This is a genomic window from Anaerofustis sp. NSJ-163 (genome assembly GCF_024135845.1).
Taxonomy (GTDB): Bacteria; Bacillota; Clostridia; order Eubacteriales; family Anaerofustaceae; genus Anaerofustis; species Anaerofustis butyriciformans.
Genome location: NZ_JAMYJV010000005.1, coordinates 93,405 through 113,572, shown reverse-complemented (window position 1 = coordinate 113,572; position 20,168 = coordinate 93,405). Strand labels below are relative to the sequence as shown.

Sequence of the window (20,168 nt, the reverse complement as noted above, 5' to 3'; positions counted from 1 at the left end):
AATTAAAATTTTAAAGTTATATTGACAAATGCAAGTTATGATTGTATTATTATATTAGTTGATTAATACAATAATACAAATTAAAAGAAAGGCAGGATTAATATGGGATGGGAATTTGAAAATGATAGACCAATATATTTACAAATAGCCTCATTTATTGAAAGAGATATATTAAAAGGAAAATATAAAGCAGGGGATAAACTTCCTTCGGTTCGTGAATTTGCCTCTGTTGCTGATGTTAATCCAAATACAATGCAAAAGGCCTTTAGTGAACTTGAAAAAAATAATATAGTTTTTTCTTCAAGAACAAGCGGAAGATTTGTAACGGATGACGAAGAGATTATTCAAAGGAGGAGAGTATTGCTGGCTGAAGAATATGTTGATGATTTTTTAATTAAGATGAAAGAAATTGGATTTGATGAAAAAGAAATAACTTTAATTATGGAAGAATCAATGAAGGGGGAAGAAAATGAATAACTTAATTGAAATAAAAAACTTGTTTAAAGAATTTGACGGAAAGTTTGCTCTTAATAATGTAAATTTAAACATTGAAAGTGGAAAAATCGTTGGATTGTTAGGACCTAACGGAAGCGGTAAAACAACTCTTATTAAACTTTTGAATAAACTTCTTGTTCCATCTGGCGGAGAACTTTATATTGACGGTTTAGCTCCGGGAATAGAAACAAAAAAAATAGTTTCATATTTACCTGATAAAAGTTATTTGAATGAGTGGATGGATGCAAAAGAACTTATCAATTTCTTTAGTGATTTTTATGAAGATTTTGATAGTAAAAAGGCATATCAAATGTTAGAAAGCTTAAATATTTCTCCAAATGATAAACTTAAGAATATGTCTAAAGGAACAAAAGAAAAAGTTCAGCTTATTTTAGTAATGAGCAGAAAGGCAAAATTATATCTTTTGGATGAACCTATAGGGGGTGTTGATCCTGCAAGCAGAGATTATATTCTTAAAACCATAATAAATAATTATTCTGACGATTCAACTGTGATTATATCTACTCATTTAATTTCTGATATTGAAAAAGTTTTAGATCAAGTAATATTTATAAAAAACGGTAGCATTGTATTAAACGGGGATGCTGATGAAATAAGAGAAGAAAAAGGTATGTCTATTGATAAATTGTTTAGGGAGGAATTCAGATGTTAAGTAAATTAATAAAGTACGAAATTAAAGCAACTAAAAGAATTATGATACCGGCTATAATTGCTTTAATATGTGTATCTGTACTTAATGGTGTTTTAGTTGGAATATCTACTAATAATATACTTCATGATAGTATTATATATAATATCTTTTCGGCAGTAAGCGGTTCAGTATATATGTTAGGAATTATGGCAATATTAATCTTGGCAGCAGTTTTAAGTATAATTAGATTTTATAAGGCAGATTTATCTAATGAAGGTTATCTTACTCATACTCTTCCAATCAATATTGGAAAAGAGATTTTAAGCAAAGTCATTGTTGGTACTTTATGGGTTATTTTAACCGGTGTTGCAATAATTATTTCGGTACTTTGTTTAGTCATGTTTTCAAGTATTTTTGATTTTGCAAGTTTGGATATAAATGATGTAATTAATATAAAACGAGCCTTTACGATTTACGGAGGTGATATAGCAAAAGTATTGTTATTAATGTTTTATTTATTGCTTATTATTATTTTAGGATGTTCAAATAAAATCTTGGTTGTTTATTCTGCTATGGCTGTTGGTTTCAGTTTTAATAAAAATAAAATTTTATTATCGTTTGTGTCTTACATTGCAATATCTGTATTAACTACAATTCTAACAATTATTTTAGGAGTAATATTTGTAAGTCCATTGTATAACTTTTTAAATAATACATTATCTCCAATAGCTATGGCTCATTTGGTATTTGTAGGATTAATTGCTTTCTTGTTAATTTTAAATATTATATATTTCTTTATTGTTAAATTTTTCTTTGAAAGAAAATTGAATTTGGAGTAAAAAAGAAGAGTATAAAATACTCTTCTTTTAAAATTTTCTATATTCAGGTTGTTCTAAATCTTCAAGTGTAGCAGATTCTATTTCTTCATTTTTTGCAAATATGGCAGAAAGTAAATAATCAGGATGATCATAAATTCCAAGAGAAAAAATAACAACTCTCTTGTTTATTTTTTCTAAATGTTCGGGTAATAAGTCTTTAGTAATTTCGTTATATTTTTCTTTATTATTTTTCTTTAAATCTTTTAATTTTTCAATAAATTCATCTTTATTAATGATGTGTTTTACGTATTCATTAATATTAGATGGAAAATTGTATTTATGTCCAAGAAATTCTAATTCATTTTTTTCTTCAAAAAATTTTTTATTTATTCCATATGAATGGATTTCATTTCCACTTATGTCTACATAATATTCACTATTTGAATCATTATATTTGTTAATTAGTTTTTCTTGTTTTTTATAAAGTAATTTTATTGAAATAGGTATTAAAAGTATTCTTGAAATTATTCCTTTAAAAGATTTTATTTTTAAGATTCTTAAGTTTTTATATAACCATTTATTTTTTATTAATGAATTTAATTTTTTTAATTTTTTATAATGTTTTTTTCTTTCATTTTCATTATTTGAAGTTTTTGCAAGAATAACTATATTTATCCATAATCCTGTATTTATATCTGCAGGTACTGTTTTATTATCTCTAAATATTGAATTATTTAATCTTATTTTAGGATAAATTAATTTATAATCATCTTCTGTTTCTCTTGATTGGTAAAAATATTTAGGGGCTAATTCTGATTTGACAACTTTATCAAATTTTTTAAAATTTTCTTGTGTCATAGCAAAAGACATATCATTACGCCAGTATTTTGAATATTCATTTTCAATTCCATAAGCTTTTGCAATTGCATCATCACCTGTTATAAAATAATCTATATTATTTTTGTCACATATTCTTTTTATTTCATCTAACATATCTAGACTTAACTTCTTTACATGTTCAAGTCTTTCTGAATTAAGTTTCATTATTAAATATTTTTCATAGTCTTTAGGAATATCTAAATTGTATTCTTCAACAAATCTCCCAAATTTAGCTTCTGACCATTTATGATGAGAAACTCTTTTTTCAGGGGGTAGCCATTTCATATAACTGTTTCCAAAAAACCTTCTTAAATAAGTATCATATCCTTTCATTACAGGAAACATTTGATTTTCAAATTCTACTTCTATATGCTCTTTTCTTTCTGATACAGGCATTCCACCATAATTACCATTTACTACTGCTGTTTCTAAAATCCAATCACTTGGAATTTTTCCATATTTCTTAACAGTACTATCATGTAAATAGTGTATAAGTCTAAAAGGAATAAATTTTAATATTAGTTTAACGAAAGAAACATATTTTTTTGGTATTCTAGGTGTTACTCCAAACCATTTAAATAACATTAATGTTCGTAAATTATATATTTTTGTTGTTACCTTTTTCCTTTTTTTAGGATCATTTGGTACATAATCATATATAAAGAAATCGACACAAATTGGATTGTCATAATTCCTTTTTATATAAAATCTTGTTCTTAATTGTGTACCTTTTATCATTAGTTTTGGAGTTGTGCTGTGGTAATTTTTGTCAATATCATAAGAAAGCATATAATAAGTGTTAGGATCTAATTCTTTTGGTGCAACTTCCATAAATTTTTCATATTGATCTCTCATCATTTCAATATCGATGTCATCATCCCAAGGTATAATTCCTTTATCTCTTATTGCTCCAAGGCATGTTCCACCTGAAAGTGAATATGTTATATTATATTTTTTACATATTCTATCAATTTCTTTTAATGCATTAAATTGGATTATTTTAAGTCCATTAAGAACTTTATCTTTATTTGTTTTTAAATATTCTTTATTATTTATATTACCCATTTTTTTCCTCTGATTAAAAATATAAATGTAACATCGATACTTGATGCTACATTTGATTGTTGATTATATAATTTTTATATATTTTGAAGATAATCTTCTTCATCCATTTTATTTAACCATTCTTTTGCCATTCTTCCTCTTATTACTTCTTTAAAAAAATTCAAATCTTCTTTTGCCGTTATTTTAATGTTCATAGGATCTCCTTGAACAAATTGGATTTTTTCCCCTAAGTCAAATAATAACTGACATGTTGCACTTGTATCTAAAATTCCTTTTTCTTTTGCAAGTTTATGTGTGTCTATCATTTTTTTATACTGAATAGCTTGAGGTGTTTGACTTAAAAATATTTTTTCTTTTCCTATATATTCATAAGGTTTCTTGTTTTCATCCAATCTATATAATATAGATGAATTTTCAACCGCTGTTGCAGCTGCTCCAAATTTCTTTGCACTATCTATGGTTCTTGAAATTAATTCTGTACTTACAAGTGCTCTTACAGCATCTTGAATAATGATTATATCATCATCCTTTGTAATTAATTTTTCAGCCTCATGAATCCCTATATTAATTGATTCTTGTCCGGTAGCGCCTCCAGGTACAACTGCTTTAATTTTTGTTAATTCTGATTTTGAAATTTCTTTATTTAAGAAATCCATCCAGTCTTTATGGCATACTACAATGATAGCATCAATATCTTTACATTTTTCATATACTTCTAAAGTATATATCATAATTGGTTTTTTAAAAACTTTTAAAAATTGCTTTGGAATTTCTTTGCAAACTTCTCCCATTCTTGAACCAATGCCCGCGGCAGGCATGATTGCAATATTCATTTGTTTTCTCCTATTTTTATTATTATTTTTATTATGTTAAATATTTTTAAATTATATCAATAGCAATTATATTTGTCAAATTGATATAAAACGATTTACATTTATATTATGGAATAAAAATGAAAATTAATCATTATTTTTATGAAAAAATTTTCTAAAAATTCTTGAAGTTATATATAAGTAATGATATTATTTAATTTAATAATATTTTAGGAGGGGTAAAATATGGCAATAGTAAAACCATTTAAGGGTGTTAGACCCGATGCAAAATATGCAAAAGAAGTATCCTGTCTACCTTATGACGTAATGAACAGAGATGAAGCAAGAGAAATGGGTAAAGATGAAAAATCCTTCTTGCATATTGTACGCTCCGATATTGATTTACCTGACAGTGTAGATATACACGATGAAAAAGTTTATGAAAAAGCAAAAGAAAATTATGATAAATTTTTGAATGAGGGTTATTTAATCAGGGAGGAAAAAGAAGTTTATTACATCTACAGAGAAATAATGAACGGAAGAGTTCAAACGGGGATTTGTGGATGTTGTTCCACTTTCGAATATGAAAAGGGAATAATAAAGAAACATGAGTTTACAAGACCGGAAAAAGAAGTTGATAGAATAAATAACTTTTTGGCTTGTTCGGCTCATACAGAACCTGTTTTCTTCGCTCACAGACATAACGAAGATTTACATAATTTTATATCCGAATATACAAAAAACAATAAACCTGTATATGATTTTGTAGCAGAAGACGGAATAAGTCATATTTTATGGGTTGTTGATAAAGATGAAGATGTTGAAAAAGTAAGAGAATTTTATAATAAAATTGAATATTTATATATAGCTGACGGTCATCACAGAACAGCTTCTTCATATGAAGTAGGAAAAAGAAAAAGAGAAGAAGCAGGAGATAATGTTGATAGAGAATACAACTATATCTTAGCTGTAATATTTGATAGTGATGAACTTGAAATAATGGATTATAACAGAGTTGTAAAAAACTTAGCTGGTTATTCCAAAGAAGAGTTTTTAGATAAAGTAAGTGAAAAATTCGATATTGTATCAAATGATGAAAATATAATAAAACCTGATAAAAAACATGATTTTTCAATGTATCTTGATAAGAAGTGGTATCTTTTAAGAGCTAAAGAAGGAACTTATGACAAAGAAAATCCTGTAAAAAGTTTAGATGCAGATATTTTACAAGAAAATCTTCTTGCACCTGTACTTAATATAGAAGATCCAAGAACAAGTGACAACATAGAATTTGTTGGTGGAATAAGAGGATTAAAAGAACTTGAACAAAGAGCAGATAGTTTTAACGGTGTTGCTTTTGCAGTGTATCCTGTAACAATGGATGATTTATTCTCTGTTGCAGATGCAAACATGGTTATGCCGCCAAAATCAACTTGGTTTGAACCAAAACTTAGAAGCGGATTATTTATTCATGAAATTTAAACAAATATAATAATATAGTAATGATAAAGGAGATTTTATAAAATGGGAAGAGTATATAATTTTTCAGCAGGTCCTGCTGTTTTACCTGAAGAAGTATTAAAAGAAGCTGCGGCAGAAATGCTTAATTACAATGGAAGCGGAATGTCTGTAATGGAAATGAGCCATCGTTCAAAATGGTTTGATGACATTATTAAAACAGCTGAAAAGGATTTAAGAGAATTAATGAATATTCCAGACAATTATAAGGTTCTATTCTTACAAGGCGGTGCAAGCCAACAATTTGCAATGATTCCTATGAATCTTACAAAAAATGGTGTTGCTGATTACATAATAACAGGACAATGGGCAAAAAAAGCTTATAACGAAGCTAAAAAATATACAAATGCAAAAGCAGTTGCTTCAAGTGAAGATAAGACTTATTCTTATATTCCTGACTGCTCTGATTTAGATATTGATGAAGATGCAGATTATGTATATATTTGTGAAAATAATACAATTTACGGTACAAAATATCATACATTACCTAATACAAAAGGAAAAACATTGGTTGCTGACGTATCTTCTTGTTTCTTATCAGAACCTGTTGATGTTGAAAAATACGGTATCATTTACGGTGGGGTTCAAAAAAATGTAGGTCCTGCCGGTGTAGTAATAGTAATTATCAGAGAAGACTTAATTCCATCAGATGATGAAATTGATGAAAAAGTTCCGACAATGTTAAGATATAAAACTCATTCTGACAACGATTCTCTATTTAATACACCACCTGCATATGGTATTTACATTTGCGGTAAAGTATTTAAGTGGCTTAAAAAACAAGGTGGTCTTGCTAAAATGAAAGAACTAAATGAAAAGAAAGCAAAAATCTTATATGACTATCTTGATGAAAGCAAAATGTTTAAAGGCACAGTTGTAAAAGAAGACCGTTCTTTAATGAATGTACCTTTCGTAACTGGAGACAAAGACTTAGATGCAAAATTTGTTGAAGAAGCTACAAAAGCAGGCTTTGTAAACTTAAAAGGACATAGAACTGTAGGCGGAATGAGAGCTTCAATTTACAATGCTATGCCTATTGAAGGTGTTGAAAAATTAGTTGAATTTATGAAAAAATTTGAAGAAGAAAATGCTTAATATAAAGCGTCGGATTACCGACGCTTTTTTATTTTATATATTAAATTTTTTAAATAATAAATTATAATTTATGTAATAATTTTATTATATATGTATAAAGTATAAAATAATGTTATTGTTTTTATTAATATATTAAATATATTTAAAATAAATGTTTAATAAAATCATGAATAGTTAGATAGGATATGAAAAATGATGAATTATAAAATAGATGATAAAGATATTAATGTAAAAGATTTTATTTCCTTTGTAAATCAAATTTGGAAAGGTGAGTATGATGTTTTAGAAACAAAAAATGCTTTAACAAAAACCATGAATATAACTGTTTATGACGAAGAAAAACTTATTGGATGCATAAGAATATTAACAGACGGATACTTTTTTGGAACAATAACTGACCTTCTTGTACTTCCAGAGTATCAAAAGAAGGGGATAGGAAGTAAACTTTTAGAACTTGCAAAAGAACATACACCTACAATGTTATATTTCGGTTCAAAACCTGGGACCCAAAATTTTTATGAGAAAAATGGATGTAAAAAAAGTTTACAATCTTTTATAATTGAAAAATAAAATATGATGTATACATTAAAATATCTATGTAAATATTATTAAAAATAAGATTTTCATAAATAAAAGTAAGTAGTCAAATAAAAAAATTTTATTGAAAAAATTTGAAAATAGCATAACACTAATACTAAAACTAAAAATAAACAAAACTGTTTAAATTTTAAAAAAAAGTTGATTCATTTTTCATATAAATTATTGATTTTAGTAATTTTTTTATATATAATACTCTTAAAGTTCAATTTATGCTCGAATATTGGGGCTAATTTAAACTTGCTACTATTTAGAAGTTCTGTTTGGAACTTCAAGAAAAAATAATAAATAATTATAATATTTAGGAGGAATTTTATTATGGCAGTAAAAGTAGCTATTAACGGATTTGGTAGAATTGGGAGGTTAGCATTCAGACAAATGTTTGGCGCTGAAGGTTATGAAGTTGTTGCAATCAACGACTTAACTTCTCCAAAGATGTTAGCACATTTATTAAAATATGACTCATCTCAAGGTAGATATGAATTAGCAGACAAAGTATCTGCAACTGATGATTCTATCATTATCGATGGAAAAGAAATCAAAATTTATGCAGAAGCTGACGCTAAAAACCTTCCTTGGGGAGAAATCGGTGTAGACGTAGTACTTGAATGTACAGGTTTCTATACATCAAAAGCAAAAGCAGAAGCTCACATCGAAGCTGGTGCTAGAAAAGTTGTTATCTCTGCTCCTGCAGGAAACGACCTTCCAACAATCGTTTACAATGTAAACCATGAAACATTAAAACCAGAAGATACAGTTATTTCTGCAGCTTCTTGTACAACAAACTGTTTAGCTCCAATGGCTAAAGCATTAAACGATTTAGCTCCAATCCAATCTGGTATCATGAGCACAATTCATGCTTACACAGGTGACCAAATGACTCTTGACGGACCACAAAGAAAAGGTGACTTAAGAAGATCTAGAGCAGCTGCAGTTAACATCGTTCCTAACTCAACAGGTGCTGCAAAAGCTATCGGTTTAGTTATTCCAGAACTTAACGGTAAATTAATCGGTTCTGCTCAAAGAGTTCCAACTCCTACAGGTTCTACAACAATCTTAGTAGCTGTTGTTAAAGGTAATGTAACAGTTGAACAAATCAACGAAGCTATGAAAGCAGCTCAAACAGAATCTTACGGATACACAGAAGAAGAATTAGTATCTAGCGATATCGTAGGTATGAGATATGGTTCTTTATTCGATGCTACACAAACAATGGTTTCACCAATGGAAAACGGTGATACACAAGTTCAAGTTGTATCTTGGTATGATAACGAAAACTCTTACACAAGCCAAATGGTAAGAACAATCAAATACTTCTCAGAATTAGCTTAATTAATTCTAAACAAAGTAAAACTTACAAAGATCCAAAATGGGTCCGGGATCATTACTGGCCCGGACCTTTTTATTTACAAAAAATTGAAAGGAGCACTCTTAGATGCTAAATAAAAAATCAGTAGATGATATAAATGTAAAAGGAAAAAGAGTATTAATCAGATGTGACTTTAACGTACCTTTAAAAGATGGTGAAATCACAGACGAAAACAGAATTAATGCTGCTCTTCCAACAATTAAAAAAGTAATGAACGACGGTGGTAAAGTTATTTTATGTTCTCACTTAGGAAAACCAAAAGGAGAACCAAAACCAGAATTATCTTTAGCACCTGTTGCAAAAAGATTATCTGAAAAATTAGGTAAAGAAGTTGTTTTTGCAGCTGATGACAATGTAGTAGGAGAAAACGCTAAAAAAGCAGTTGCTGAAATGAACGACGGAGATGTTGTTTTACTTCAAAATACACGTTACAGAGCTGAAGAAACAAAAAACGGCGAAGCATTAAGCAAAGACTTAGCTTCACTTTGTGATATTTTTGTTAACGATGCTTTCGGTACAGCTCATAGAGCTCACTGCTCAAACGTTGGTGTAACAGAATATGTTGACACAGCTGTAGTTGGTTACTTAATGCAAAAAGAAATAGACTTCTTAGGTAATGCTGTAAACAATCCTGAAAGACCATTTGTTTCAATTTTAGGTGGTGCTAAAGTTGCTGATAAATTAAACGTAATCAACAACTTACTTGAAAAATGTGATACATTAATCATCGGTGGTGGTATGGCTTATACATTCCTTAAAGCTAAAGGATATGAAGTTGGTACATCATTAGTTGATGATTCTAAAATTGATTACTGTAAAGAAATGATGGCTAAAGCTGAAGAACTTGGCAAAAAATTATTACTTCCTATCGATACAACAATCACAAAAGATTTCCCAGATCCAATCGATGCTGAAATTGAAATCACAGTAGTTGATTCTAATAAAATCCCTGCTGACATGATGGGACTTGATATCGGAACAAAAACAGCTGAATTATTTGCAAATGAAGTTAAATCTGCAAAAACAGTTGTTTGGAACGGACCTATGGGTGTATTTGAAAACCCAATTCTTGCAAAAGGTACAATGGCTGTAGCTAAAGCTCTTGCTGATACAGACGCTACAACAATTATCGGTGGTGGTGACTCTGCTGCTGCTGTTAACCAACTTGGTTTTGGTGACAAAATGACTCATATCTCAACAGGTGGCGGTGCCAGCCTTGAATTCTTAGAAGGTAAAGACCTTCCTGGTGTTGTTGCAGCAAACGACAAATAAACAATTTTAGTAATTAAAGGAGAAATATATAAAATGTCAAGAAAAACAGTAATTGCCGGAAACTGGAAAATGAACAAAACAGCTGCCGAAGCAAAAGAATTTTTTAATGAATTTTTAGATAAAATCAATGTAGCAGATCCTGAAGTTGTAATTTGCCCAACTTATATGACAATTCCTGCTGCTGTTGAAGCTACAAAAGGTACTAATGTTGGTATCGGTGCTCAAAATATTTATTTTGAAGACAACGGTGCTTACACAGGTGAAGTAACAGCTGATATGATTATTGAAGCCGGTTGTAAATATGTAATCATAGGTCACAGTGAAAGAAGACAATACTTCAACGAAACTGATGAAGGCGTAAACAAAAAAACAAAGAAAGCTTTAGCAAAAGGCTTAATTCCAATCCCATGCGTTGGCGAAACATTGGAAGAAAGAGAAAGCGGAAAAGCTTTTGATGTATTAAAAGAACAAACAACAAAATTACTTGAAGGTATCTCAGCTGAAGATGCTAAGAAAATTATTCTTGCTTATGAACCTGTTTGGGCTATCGGTACAGGTAAAACAGCTACTGATGACCAAGCTAACGAAGCTTGCGGATATATTAGAAGTCTTGTTAAAGAATTACTTGGTGAAGAAGTTGCAGAAGCAATGAGAATTCTTTACGGCGGAAGTGTTAACGCAGGTAACGTAAAAGCTTTAATGTCTATGAGTGACATTGACGGTGCTTTAGTTGGCGGAGCAAGCTTAAAAGCTGATTTTGTTACACTTGTAAACTACAAAGAACTATAATAGGTGGAATTAATGAGTAATAAAGTATTATTAATGATTTTAGACGGATACGGATATTCTGCTAGTCATGAAGGAAATGCCGTATACAGCGCTAACACTCCAAATTTAGATAAATTATGGGAAAACAATCCTCATTTATTATTAAATTGCAGCGGAGAAAGCGTTGGTCTTCCTGACGGACAAATGGGCAACAGTGAAGTTGGTCATTTAAACTTAGGTGCAGGAAGAATTGTATACCAAGAATTAACAAGAATTACAAAGTCTATAAAAGACGGTGATTTCTTTGAAAATGAAGAATTTTTAAAAGCTGTTCAAAATGTAAAAGATAACGGCTCAGCTCTTCATTTAATGGGGCTTGTCTCTGACGGCGGTGTTCACTCTTCTAATGAACATTTATATGCTTTACTTGAACTTGCTAAAAGACAAGGTTTAGAAAAAGTTTATGTTCATTGCTATATGGACGGAAGAGATACTCCTCCAAAAAGCGGTAAAGGCTACATTGAAGAACTTGAAGAAAAAATCAAAGAAATCGGTGTAGGTAAAATCGGTGTAGTATCAGGAAGATACTATGCAATGGATAGAGACAAAAGATGGGAAAGAACAAAAAAAGCTTATGATGCTTTAGTATATGGTATCGGTGAAAAAGCCGACAGTGCTGCTGAAGCTATGCAAAATTCATATGATAATGATGTTACTGATGAATTCGTTCTTCCTACGATTGTTTGTGAAGATGCAAAAATTTCTAAAAACGACAGCGTAATTTTCTTTAACTTCAGACCTGACAGAGCAAGACAAATCACAAGAGCTTTAGTTGAAGATGATTTTGACGGCTTTGATAGAGAAGAAGATTTGAATTTAACTTTTGTTACATTCACAAATTATGATGCAAGCTTTAAAAACGTATTAATCGCATTTAAACCACAAGTTATTACAAATACTTTAGGTGAATACTTAAGTAATAACGGATACACTCAACTTAGAATTGCCGAAACAGAAAAATATGCTCATGTAACATATTTCTTTAACGGTGGTGTTGAAACAGAATATAAAGGTGAAGACAGAGTTTTAGTTGCTTCTCCAAAAGTTGCAACATATGACTTAAAACCTGAAATGAGTGCATACGAAGTAAAAGATAAACTTGTTGATTTAATTAACAATAAAGATTACGATTTTATTGCAGTAAACTTTGCAAATTGTGACATGGTTGGTCATACAGGTATATTCGATGCGGCTGTAGCTGCTGTTGAAGCTGTTGATAAATGCGTTGGAGAAGTTACTGATGCTGCAAGAAACAATGATTACAGCGTTATTATAACTGCTGACCATGGTAATGCTGAATTAATGTTTGAAGACGGAAAACCATTCACAGCTCATACAACAAATAAAGTAAGATGTATTGTTGAAAGCAAATTAATCAAAGGCGTAAGCGAAGAAGCAGCTTTATGCGATGTTGCTCCAACAGTACTTGACTTAATGGATATTAAACAACCTGAAGAAATGACAGGTAAATCTTTTGTTGAAAAATAAGAGAATAAGATAAAATAAAAAAAAGAGGCTTTGCCTCTTTTTTTATTGCTTTTATGTATTTAAGCTAAATTTATAATTTTAATATTTTTTTCTTTTGCATAATTTATTGTATAAGAAGTCCCTCCTGTATTTTTTGTTTTATAGGTAATGCATACACTGCTATTATCAATTAAAAGTCTGTTTCTATCCAAAATACAACTTTTATCTTTGTAATACTGTGATGTATATACAATTTTATCACTTTGCTTTTTTATAAATTCATATATATTTTTATCTGCTTTATTCCAGTATTTTGATTGGTCTTTACAAGGCAGAACCATTATTAATTTAATATGAGGGTATTTTCTTCTTAAATTTAAAACTTCTATTGCTGCCATTGTATCAAATCCTAAAGCACCTCCCACAGCGAAAAAACAATATCCTTTATTTATAAGTTTTTCTAATTCTTCAATTAATTTTATTCTTATTTCTTCTTCTTTATCAGCGGGGATATTTCTATGTCCGCTAAAACAACAGGTTTTTGATTTCATATAAATTCTCCTTATAGGCTATATATAGCCTAATAGTATCACATATCGCCTATAATTTCTAGTGTTTTTTTATATCCTTTTTATATGGAGGAATTTCAATGGATACTATAGAGGCTATAAGAATACGAATATTACAATTATGTAATCAAAAAAATATATCAATAAATAAATTAGCTAATCTGTCTGCATTACCACCTTCGACTTTAAAGGGAATATTATATGGAAGAAGTAAAAATCCTAAAATTATAACTTTAAAAATAATATGTGACGGTTTAGGAATTACACTAGGTGAATTTTTTAATTCTCCAGAGTTTAATCAATTAGAACAAGAAATAAAATAGATTTTATAAATATGAATAGGCGATATATAGCTATAGTACTATATATCGCCTATTTTCGATATGTTATTTATATATTCTATTCATATAGATTGGAGGTTTATATGAATACAGTAGAAGCCGTTAAATTTAGAATATTACAATTATGTGATGAAAGAAATATATCAGTAAATAAATTGGCAAATATAAGTGCAATTCCTCCGTCATCATTAAAAAGTATTTTGTATGGAAGAAGTAAAAATCCTACAATTATTACAATAAAAATGATATGTGATGGACTCGATATAACTTTAGCACAATTTTTTGATACAAAAGAGTTTAATAGTTTAGAGCAGGAATTGAAGTAATTATGTATCGTTTTTAAAGCGATATATAATTTTAAATAACGGATTTAATCTAATATTTAATGGATTGTTTTTGATATAATGAGTTTTGTAATATGAATAATATTATGGAGGATAGAAATGAGTAACAATTTATTAAGGATATTAGAAAATAAAGAAATGAGTATAGAAGAATTAGAAAAATTATCAGGTATATCTATTAAAACTATAAAAAAAATTGCATTCTCAAAAGATTATAATTATAAGATATTAACTGTAAAAAAGATTTGTGATATTTTAGAAATAAGTTTTAAAGATTTTTTTGATATATGAAAAATTTTAATTAAAAAATATATATCTTATAAACATAGAAATAAATAAAAAATAATTGTTGAGGTTTTTGTGGAAAAAAATTTTATTGCAAAAAGAATAACAGAATTACGAATTAAGAAAAATGTATCAGAATATAAAATGAGTACTGATTTAGGGCATAGTAAAGGATATATTCAAAGTATTGCTTCTGGTAGAACATTACCTTCTATGACAGAATTTTTATATATTTGTGATTATTTAGAGGTTACTCCAAAACTTTTTTTTAATGAAGATGTTAAAGAGCCTATTTTGTATAATGAGATTAGTAAAAACTTATTAATTATGAATGAAGATGATTTAAAAATAATCTTAGATATATGTAAAAGATTAAATAATAATGTATAAAATTAAAAAAATAACCGCAAAATTGTGGTTATTTTTTTAATTTCTTGAGTCTAATAATATAAATTTTATGGTATAAATTTCATTTTAAAGAGAAAAATATTTACAAAAAGGAGGAGTAAATATTTTGGAAAATACAAAAATTAATGATATTTATGCCAGAGAGATTTTGGATTCAAGGTCTAATCCTACCGTTGAAGTTGATGTAGTTCTTGAAGATGGTTCTATTGGCAGGGCTGCTGTTCCATCAGGTGCTTCAACGGGTGAGTTTGAGGCTGTTGAGCTTAGAGATAAAGATGAAAATAGATATGTAGGCAACGGAGTATTAAAAGCGGTAGAAAATGTAAATCATTATATTAAAGCTCATTTAATAGGAATGAATGCTGCTTATCAAGATGATATTGACGCTGCATTATGTAAAATAGATGGTAGTAAGAATAAAGGAAATATTGGTGCAAATGCAATTTTAGGCGTTTCTCTTGCTTGTGCCGATGCCGTAAGCAAATCTTTAAAACTTCCTTTATATAGTTATATAGGGCAGTTATCTAATAATGATGCGACATTACTTCCGGTTCCTATGATGAATATTTTAAACGGTGGAAAACACGCAAATAACAATTTAGATGTTCAAGAATTTATGATACTTCCTCATAGTACAGATACTTTTAAAGATGCTTTAAGAATGGGCAGTGAAATCTATCACAAATTAAGAGATATTTTAATTGAAAAGATGATGAGTGTTTCCGTTGGTGATGAAGGAGGATTTGCCCCTGATGTAGATAGTGCGGAAGAGGCTATTATGCTTATAATGAAAGCTATTGAAAATGCAGGATATAAACCGGGAGATGATGTATATATAGCTCTTGATATGGCAAGCAGTGAGCTTTATGATAAAAAGATTGATTCGTATTTTTATGAAATAAAAGAACGAAAATACGGCGAGATGATAGCATATTATGAAAAACTTACCAGTAAATATCCTATCATATCTATTGAAGACGGTATATCGGAAGATGATTTTGAAAGCTGGAAATTCTTAAGTGAAAGACTTAATAACAGCATTCAGCTTGTTGGAGATGATTTGTTTGTAACCAATAAAGAAAGACTTAAAAAAGGTATTGATATGGGGGTTGCAAACTCTATATTAATAAAATTAAATCAAATAGGAACATTAAGCGAAACGTTAGACACTATGAATTTAGCAAGAAAAAATAATTATACAACGGTTGTATCTCATAGGTCAGGTGAAACGGAAGATACTTTTATTGCTGATTTGGCTGTTGGTTTTAACGCAGGACAAATAAAAACAGGAGCACCTTGCAGAAGTGAAAGAGTTGCTAAATATAACAGACTTTTAAGAATTGAAGAAGAGCTAAAGGATAAGGCAAGATATATCGGTAAGGATGTTTTTACTAATATAAGATTAAAATAAAAAAAGCAGTTGTAACTGCTTTTTTTACTTCTCTAAATAGGGTTATATTATAGTTCTTGTAGGTTGATACAAAATATTTTACTTGCATATATTTCCCAAAATGAATTTTAGGATGGTTTTACCTAGGTTTTGGTAAATTAATTAATTCTTCCCAATTATATCTTTTAAGATATAAAAATGTATATTTGAAACACTGAGAGGAGATTTAATAAAAAACAAATATCTAAAAAAGTATTTATATTTAGAGCATTATTAGTTATAGGGTCCTTTATTATAAAATTAGTTATGGTATATTGCTATAATATAACTTCTTAAATACTTTTGTGAAACTTATTATAAAGGGTAAGTGTGAAATAAGTTTGTTAAAATGTGAATATTTGATTATATTGTATCTAAAAAATAAGTGGTAAAAATAAAAAATAAAATGAACTTAATATGAAAAAAGAATACGCTTAGCGTATTCTTCTATCCTTTTAAACCATCGGCTTGTCTTTGCATATTTTCTACTACTATGTCGTGTATGTCGCCAAGAGAGTTGCAATATTTTAATACATCCCATGGTTCATTTGTATGAAAGTGTATTTTTATTAATTTTTCATCTCCGACTGCAAGCAGACAGTCTCCTTTAAAGTTATTTGTTATATAATCATGGATTTCATCTTCGTCTAAATTTTCTCCGGCAATAAGAAGCTGTGTATCAAATTTGAATTCTATCATAAATTTTCCTCCTTTTATTTAAGGGCTTTTATAATTTGTTTAGTCCTATTTTATATTTTGATTATATAATATAAATTTTATATTTACAATAATCTAAAAAAGAGTTATACTTATTTAGTAATGAATTTATTTATTGGTGTAATCCTCCAATTATTCTTATAAATAAATTTTTATAGAAAATTGAATATTGAAGAATTTATCTTCAGGGCAAGGTGTAATTCCTGACCGCCAGTAAAGTCTGGGAGCGAAAGCTGATATGGTGTGATTCCATAACCGACGGTATAGTCCGGATGAAAGAAGATATGATAATTAATGCCCTGTTATTTTAGTATAACAGGCATTTTTTAAATTCACCTCATATCTATAATAAGGAGAATAATGGAAAACTTAACAACAAATCAAACAACAAACTCAAAAATCAGTACAAGGGTAATGGTATGTACGGCTATGTTAGCTGCTGTATCATTCTTACTCGCATTTTTAGAAGTACCAATGCTTTTATCACCATCTTTTGCAAGAATGGATTTATCTGACCTTCCTGCATTAATCGGTGCATTTGCTTTTGGACCTATGGCTGGTGTTGTAATTGAACTAATTAAAAACGGACTTCAAGTATTTTCAACACAAACAGCCGGAATAGGGGAACTTGCAAATTTTGCAATGGGTGCTTCTTTTGTTTTTACTGCAGGATTAATTTACAAAAGAAATAAAACAAAGAAAACTGCTTTAATTGCTTGTATTATTGCAAGTGTAGTAATGGGAGTAGTTGCAGGATTACTTAATTATTTTGTTTTACTTCCTATGTATAGTGCATTTATGCCAATTGATCAGGTTATTGCTTCTTTTGGAGAAATAATACCTTTCATTCAGACTAAATTTGAAGTAATTTTATTTAGTGCAATTCCTGCAAATATTATTAAAGGTCTGATTATTTCATTATTTGCTATGCTTATTTATAAAGGGGTAAGTCCTATATTAAAAGGAGAAAAGTAAAAAATGGAAAAAGCCAAAGATTATTTATCATTTTTGGTAGATGAAGTTCATTCTACGGTTTTTGCAACAGTAGATAAAAACGGAGAACCTGAAACGAGCATTATAGATTTAATGCTTTATGATGAAGACAGTGTTTATTTCTTAACAGCAAAAGGGAAGCCTTTTTATGATAGACTTATGGATAAAAAGGTAGTTTCCATATCTGCAATGAAAGGAATGGATACAATGTCTACAAAAGCCATTATGATGAAAGCTAAAGTAATGAATATAGGTAGAGATAAACTCGATGAAATATTTGAGAAAAATACTTATATGAATGAAATTTATACAAGTGAAGAAAGTAAAATGGCTCTTGAAGTATTCAAGGTATACGATATGGAGGGCGAATATCTTGATATGTCACAACAACCCATTTTAAGAAAAACATTTTCAATTGGAGGGGGAAATGTTAGAAAAGCAAGTTATCATATAAATGGAGATTGTATAGGGTGTGGGAAGTGTTTTGAGGTATGTTCCTTTAAAGCGATAAAGAAAGGAAATCCTTATAAAATAATTGATAACTATTGTTTTGAATGTGGAAATTGTTATAGTATTTGTCCTGTAAATGCTGTTGATAAAAATAATTAGGACTTATGAATTTTTAAATTCAATTAATATTACATAGTTAAAATAAAAAAGACACTTAAGTGTCTTTTTTATTTTGATAAAAGTTTCTTTTCAATTTTATTTTTATTTTTTAAATAATATAAAATCCCTGTAATATCGGCAAGCGCCCAACCAATAGGCACGCTCATCCATATACCTTTTACTCCTATAAATGAAATAGAAGATAAAGTATAGGCAAGGAAGACTCTGCTTCCAAGAGAAATAATTGTTAAAATAACGGACATTAAAGGTTTTTCTATTGCTCTGTAAATACCATAAAGTAGGAACAAACATCCTATTCCTATATAAAAAGCACCTTCAATTCTTAAGTATTCTATTCCTGCATTTATAATTGCTGTTTCATTTGCATTTACAAATATCATCATTAATTGTTTTGCAAATACAAAAACTATAAAGGAAATAATTAAACAGAAAATGCTTGATAAAGCAATTGCACTTTTTATTCCTTTTTTTATTCTCTCAGTTTCTTTTGCTCCGTAATTTTGAGCTATAAATGTTGAAAATGCATTACCGAAATCTTGAACCGGCATATAAGCAAAGGAGTCTATTTTTACAGCAGCGGCAAAGGCTGCCATTATTGTAGCACCAAAAGAATTAACTAAACCTTGTACCATTAAAATTCCAAAATTCATTATAGATTGTTGTATACAAGTTAAGAAGGAAAACTTAAATATTTCATTTAAAATATTTTTATTCCATTTCATATATTTCTTTTTGAATCTAAAATCAGGGAATTTAAAAAGTGTATATATTGTTATTCCAAGACCTGAGATGTACTGAGAAAATACTGTGGCTATGGCTGCTCCTTCTACTCCCATATTTAGAGTTATTACAAAGAATAAATCAAGTATAATATTAATAATTGCAGATATCCCAAGAAATACGAGAGGAATGATTGAATTTCCTACTGCTCTAAGTACACAAGCATAATAGTTGTAAAGGAAAGTTGCCGTTATTCCAAAGAAAATAATAAAAGTATAACTTTTCATTATCATAAAAATATTTTCCGGAATATTTAAAAAATATAGTATTTGATCAATAAAAATGAAAACTAAAATATTTAATATAATTGTTATTAAAAGAATTAAGGAAAAAGAAACAAATAAACTTTCTTTTAATTTTTCTTCATTTTTTTCTCCATATCTTATGGAAAAAACTGCACCGCTACCCATACATAAACCCAAAAGAATTGATGTAATAAAAACCATTAATGTATAGGCAGAACCTACTGCCGCAAGAGCATTTTTTCCGATAAATTTTCCTACAATTAATGTATCTGCTATGTTATATAGTTGTTGCAAAAGATTTCCAATTATCATCGGAAAAGCAAACAATAATATTTTTTTTGTGATGTTTCCTTTTGTTAAATCAAGCTGCATGTTTTCTGCCTTTTGTTTTTTTTTAATGATATATCTATATTGTAAATTTGTCAATTTGATGTATTATTGTATTAATAAAATATTGTTTAAATACAGTGTTTTAATGGTTGTATAATTGACTTTGATAACATATTTTGATATACTTTTTTGTTAGGTAAAGGTATTTTTTTACCGTGATAAAAGGAGGA

The 20,168-nt window shown here is 28.7% G+C and carries 22 protein-coding genes and 1 riboswitch; of the genes, 17 read left to right on the top strand and 5 right to left on the bottom strand.

All coding sequences use genetic code 11. The annotated features are described in order from the left end of the window. Window positions 1–102 precede the first annotated feature (102 nt). From M6G78_RS08030 to M6G78_RS08020, 3 genes are read left to right on the top strand one after another with little or no spacing between them, the layout of a single operon-like run. Window positions 103–477: a GntR family transcriptional regulator gene (locus M6G78_RS08030; RefSeq protein ID WP_253230104.1), complete on the top strand. Its 375-nt coding sequence runs from the start codon at window positions 103–105 to the stop codon at window positions 475–477. Then, window positions 470–1,168: an ABC transporter ATP-binding protein gene (locus M6G78_RS08025; protein ID WP_253230103.1), complete on the top strand. Its 699-nt coding sequence runs from the start codon at window positions 470–472 to the stop codon at window positions 1,166–1,168. The genes M6G78_RS08030 and M6G78_RS08025 overlap by 8 nt, the downstream gene beginning before the upstream one ends. Continuing rightward, the gene (locus M6G78_RS08020; RefSeq protein ID WP_253230102.1) at window positions 1,162–1,986 is read left to right on the top strand and encodes a hypothetical protein; all 825 of its coding nucleotides are present in this window, start codon (window positions 1,162–1,164) and stop codon (window positions 1,984–1,986) included. The genes M6G78_RS08025 and M6G78_RS08020 overlap by 7 nt, the downstream gene beginning before the upstream one ends. A 27-nt stretch (window positions 1,987–2,013) precedes the next feature. Here the strand turns inward: M6G78_RS08020 and M6G78_RS08015 are convergent, their stop codons facing one another. Together M6G78_RS08015 and M6G78_RS08010 are read right to left on the bottom strand one after the other, a co-directional pair. Beyond that, entirely contained in the window at window positions 2,014–3,909 is a 1,896-nt protein-coding gene (locus M6G78_RS08015; protein WP_253230101.1) for a phosphorylcholine transferase LicD, read from the bottom strand. A gap of 74 nt (window positions 3,910–3,983) precedes the next feature. Further along, complete coding sequence (locus tag M6G78_RS08010) at window positions 3,984–4,742, bottom strand: IspD/TarI family cytidylyltransferase (RefSeq protein WP_138269590.1); 759 nt, start codon at window positions 4,740–4,742, stop codon at window positions 3,984–3,986. A 225-nt stretch (window positions 4,743–4,967) separates the two neighbouring features. On the opposite strand from M6G78_RS08010, the gene M6G78_RS08005 reads away from it, so the two are divergent. The 7 genes from M6G78_RS08005 to gpmI all read left to right on the top strand — a co-directional run bounded on the left by M6G78_RS08005 (window position 4,968) and on the right by gpmI (window position 12,888). Continuing rightward, complete coding sequence (locus M6G78_RS08005; RefSeq protein ID WP_138269589.1) at window positions 4,968–6,203, top strand: DUF1015 domain-containing protein; 1,236 nt, start codon at window positions 4,968–4,970, stop codon at window positions 6,201–6,203. A 42-nt stretch (window positions 6,204–6,245) separates the two neighbouring features. Then, window positions 6,246–7,334: a 3-phosphoserine/phosphohydroxythreonine transaminase gene (serC, locus tag M6G78_RS08000; protein WP_253230100.1), complete on the top strand. Its 1,089-nt coding sequence runs from the start codon at window positions 6,246–6,248 to the stop codon at window positions 7,332–7,334. A 192-nt stretch (window positions 7,335–7,526) separates the two neighbouring features. Continuing rightward, entirely contained in the window at window positions 7,527–7,904 is a 378-nt protein-coding gene (locus M6G78_RS07995; protein ID WP_347559334.1) for a GNAT family N-acetyltransferase, read from the top strand. A 345-nt stretch (window positions 7,905–8,249) separates the two neighbouring features. After that, complete coding sequence (gene gap, locus M6G78_RS07990; protein WP_138269587.1) at window positions 8,250–9,263, top strand: type I glyceraldehyde-3-phosphate dehydrogenase; 1,014 nt, start codon at window positions 8,250–8,252, stop codon at window positions 9,261–9,263. Window positions 9,264–9,366: 103 nt separating this feature from the next. Beyond that, window positions 9,367–10,572, top strand: coding sequence for a phosphoglycerate kinase (pgk, locus tag M6G78_RS07985; RefSeq protein WP_138269586.1), 1,206 nt, complete (start codon window positions 9,367–9,369; stop codon window positions 10,570–10,572). Window positions 10,573–10,605: 33 nt separating this feature from the next. Further along, a complete protein-coding gene (gene tpiA / locus M6G78_RS07980) occupies window positions 10,606–11,361 on the top strand; it encodes a triose-phosphate isomerase (RefSeq protein WP_138269585.1) in 756 nt (251 codons plus the stop codon). Window positions 11,362–11,373: 12 nt separating this feature from the next. Next, on the top strand, window positions 11,374–12,888 hold the full coding sequence (gene gpmI, locus M6G78_RS07975; RefSeq protein WP_138269584.1) for a 2,3-bisphosphoglycerate-independent phosphoglycerate mutase: 1,515 nt from the start codon (window positions 11,374–11,376) through the stop codon (window positions 12,886–12,888). A 59-nt stretch (window positions 12,889–12,947) separates the two neighbouring features. On the opposite strand, the gene M6G78_RS07970 is transcribed toward gpmI, so the two are convergent. Then, window positions 12,948–13,418, bottom strand: coding sequence for an SLOG family protein (locus tag M6G78_RS07970; RefSeq protein ID WP_138269583.1), 471 nt, complete (start codon window positions 13,416–13,418; stop codon window positions 12,948–12,950). A gap of 98 nt (window positions 13,419–13,516) precedes the next feature. On the opposite strand from M6G78_RS07970, the gene M6G78_RS07965 reads away from it, so the two are divergent. The 5 genes from M6G78_RS07965 (at window position 13,517) to eno (ending at window position 16,225) form a co-directional block, all read left to right on the top strand. Then, a complete protein-coding gene (locus M6G78_RS07965) occupies window positions 13,517–13,759 on the top strand; it encodes a helix-turn-helix domain-containing protein (RefSeq protein ID WP_138269582.1) in 243 nt (80 codons plus the stop codon). 101 nt (window positions 13,760–13,860) lie between these two features. Then, complete coding sequence (locus M6G78_RS07960) at window positions 13,861–14,103, top strand: helix-turn-helix transcriptional regulator (protein WP_253230099.1); 243 nt, start codon at window positions 13,861–13,863, stop codon at window positions 14,101–14,103. 117 nt (window positions 14,104–14,220) lie between these two features. Continuing rightward, entirely contained in the window at window positions 14,221–14,412 is a 192-nt protein-coding gene (locus M6G78_RS07955; protein WP_253230098.1) for a helix-turn-helix transcriptional regulator, read from the top strand. A 69-nt stretch (window positions 14,413–14,481) separates the two neighbouring features. Further along, complete coding sequence (locus M6G78_RS07950; protein WP_253230097.1) at window positions 14,482–14,796, top strand: helix-turn-helix domain-containing protein; 315 nt, start codon at window positions 14,482–14,484, stop codon at window positions 14,794–14,796. Window positions 14,797–14,917: 121 nt separating this feature from the next. Beyond that, window positions 14,918–16,225: a phosphopyruvate hydratase gene (gene eno, locus M6G78_RS07945; RefSeq protein ID WP_371922836.1), complete on the top strand. Its 1,308-nt coding sequence runs from the start codon at window positions 14,918–14,920 to the stop codon at window positions 16,223–16,225. A gap of 465 nt (window positions 16,226–16,690) precedes the next feature. Here eno and M6G78_RS07940 read toward each other — a convergent pair whose 3' ends face one another. Continuing rightward, a complete protein-coding gene (locus tag M6G78_RS07940) occupies window positions 16,691–16,942 on the bottom strand; it encodes a kinase to dihydroxyacetone kinase (RefSeq protein WP_138269627.1) in 252 nt (83 codons plus the stop codon). Window positions 16,943–17,136: 194 nt separating this feature from the next. Beyond that, window positions 17,137–17,248: riboswitch (FMN riboswitch) on the top strand. A 72-nt stretch (window positions 17,249–17,320) separates the two neighbouring features. On the opposite strand from M6G78_RS07940, the gene M6G78_RS07935 reads away from it, so the two are divergent. Together M6G78_RS07935 and M6G78_RS07930 are read left to right on the top strand one after the other, a co-directional pair. Beyond that, window positions 17,321–17,935, top strand: coding sequence for an ECF transporter S component (locus tag M6G78_RS07935; RefSeq protein ID WP_243112251.1), 615 nt, complete (start codon window positions 17,321–17,323; stop codon window positions 17,933–17,935). Between the two features lie 3 nt (window positions 17,936–17,938). After that, window positions 17,939–18,562 (top strand): 4Fe-4S binding protein, encoded by a 624-nt coding sequence (locus tag M6G78_RS07930; protein WP_138269628.1) that lies wholly within the window; start codon window positions 17,939–17,941, stop codon window positions 18,560–18,562. 68 nt (window positions 18,563–18,630) lie between these two features. Here the strand turns inward: M6G78_RS07930 and M6G78_RS07925 are convergent, their stop codons facing one another. Beyond that, a complete protein-coding gene (locus M6G78_RS07925; protein ID WP_138269629.1) occupies window positions 18,631–19,980 on the bottom strand; it encodes an MATE family efflux transporter in 1,350 nt (449 codons plus the stop codon). Window positions 19,981–20,168 lie beyond the last annotated feature (188 nt).

What these genes read in the sequence shown, in the direction of transcription:
- M6G78_RS08030 (WP_253230104.1), top strand. Translation starts at nt 103, where the DNA reads ATGGGATGGGAATTTGAAAATGATAGACCAATATATTTACAAATAGCC.
- M6G78_RS08025 (WP_253230103.1), top strand. Translation starts at nt 470, where the DNA reads ATGAATAACTTAATTGAAATAAAAAACTTGTTTAAAGAATTTGACGGA.
- M6G78_RS08020 (WP_253230102.1), top strand. Translation starts at nt 1,162, where the DNA reads ATGTTAAGTAAATTAATAAAGTACGAAATTAAAGCAACTAAAAGAATT.
- M6G78_RS08015 (WP_253230101.1), bottom strand. Translation starts at nt 3,909, where the DNA reads ATGGGTAATATAAATAATAAAGAATATTTAAAAACAAATAAAGATAAA.
- M6G78_RS08010 (WP_138269590.1), bottom strand. Translation starts at nt 4,742, where the DNA reads ATGAATATTGCAATCATGCCTGCCGCGGGCATTGGTTCAAGAATGGGA.
- M6G78_RS08005 (WP_138269589.1), top strand. Translation starts at nt 4,968, where the DNA reads ATGGCAATAGTAAAACCATTTAAGGGTGTTAGACCCGATGCAAAATAT.
- serC (WP_253230100.1), top strand. Translation starts at nt 6,246, where the DNA reads ATGGGAAGAGTATATAATTTTTCAGCAGGTCCTGCTGTTTTACCTGAA.
- M6G78_RS07995 (WP_347559334.1), top strand. Translation starts at nt 7,527, where the DNA reads ATGATGAATTATAAAATAGATGATAAAGATATTAATGTAAAAGATTTT.
- gap (WP_138269587.1), top strand. Translation starts at nt 8,250, where the DNA reads ATGGCAGTAAAAGTAGCTATTAACGGATTTGGTAGAATTGGGAGGTTA.
- pgk (WP_138269586.1), top strand. Translation starts at nt 9,367, where the DNA reads ATGCTAAATAAAAAATCAGTAGATGATATAAATGTAAAAGGAAAAAGA.
- tpiA (WP_138269585.1), top strand. Translation starts at nt 10,606, where the DNA reads ATGTCAAGAAAAACAGTAATTGCCGGAAACTGGAAAATGAACAAAACA.
- gpmI (WP_138269584.1), top strand. Translation starts at nt 11,374, where the DNA reads ATGAGTAATAAAGTATTATTAATGATTTTAGACGGATACGGATATTCT.
- M6G78_RS07970 (WP_138269583.1), bottom strand. Translation starts at nt 13,418, where the DNA reads ATGAAATCAAAAACCTGTTGTTTTAGCGGACATAGAAATATCCCCGCT.
- M6G78_RS07965 (WP_138269582.1), top strand. Translation starts at nt 13,517, where the DNA reads ATGGATACTATAGAGGCTATAAGAATACGAATATTACAATTATGTAAT.
- M6G78_RS07960 (WP_253230099.1), top strand. Translation starts at nt 13,861, where the DNA reads ATGAATACAGTAGAAGCCGTTAAATTTAGAATATTACAATTATGTGAT.
- M6G78_RS07955 (WP_253230098.1), top strand. Translation starts at nt 14,221, where the DNA reads ATGAGTAACAATTTATTAAGGATATTAGAAAATAAAGAAATGAGTATA.
- M6G78_RS07940 (WP_138269627.1), bottom strand. Translation starts at nt 16,942, where the DNA reads ATGATAGAATTCAAATTTGATACACAGCTTCTTATTGCCGGAGAAAAT.
- M6G78_RS07935 (WP_243112251.1), top strand. Translation starts at nt 17,321, where the DNA reads ATGGAAAACTTAACAACAAATCAAACAACAAACTCAAAAATCAGTACA.
- M6G78_RS07930 (WP_138269628.1), top strand. Translation starts at nt 17,939, where the DNA reads ATGGAAAAAGCCAAAGATTATTTATCATTTTTGGTAGATGAAGTTCAT.
- M6G78_RS07925 (WP_138269629.1), bottom strand. Translation starts at nt 19,980, where the DNA reads ATGCAGCTTGATTTAACAAAAGGAAACATCACAAAAAAAATATTATTG.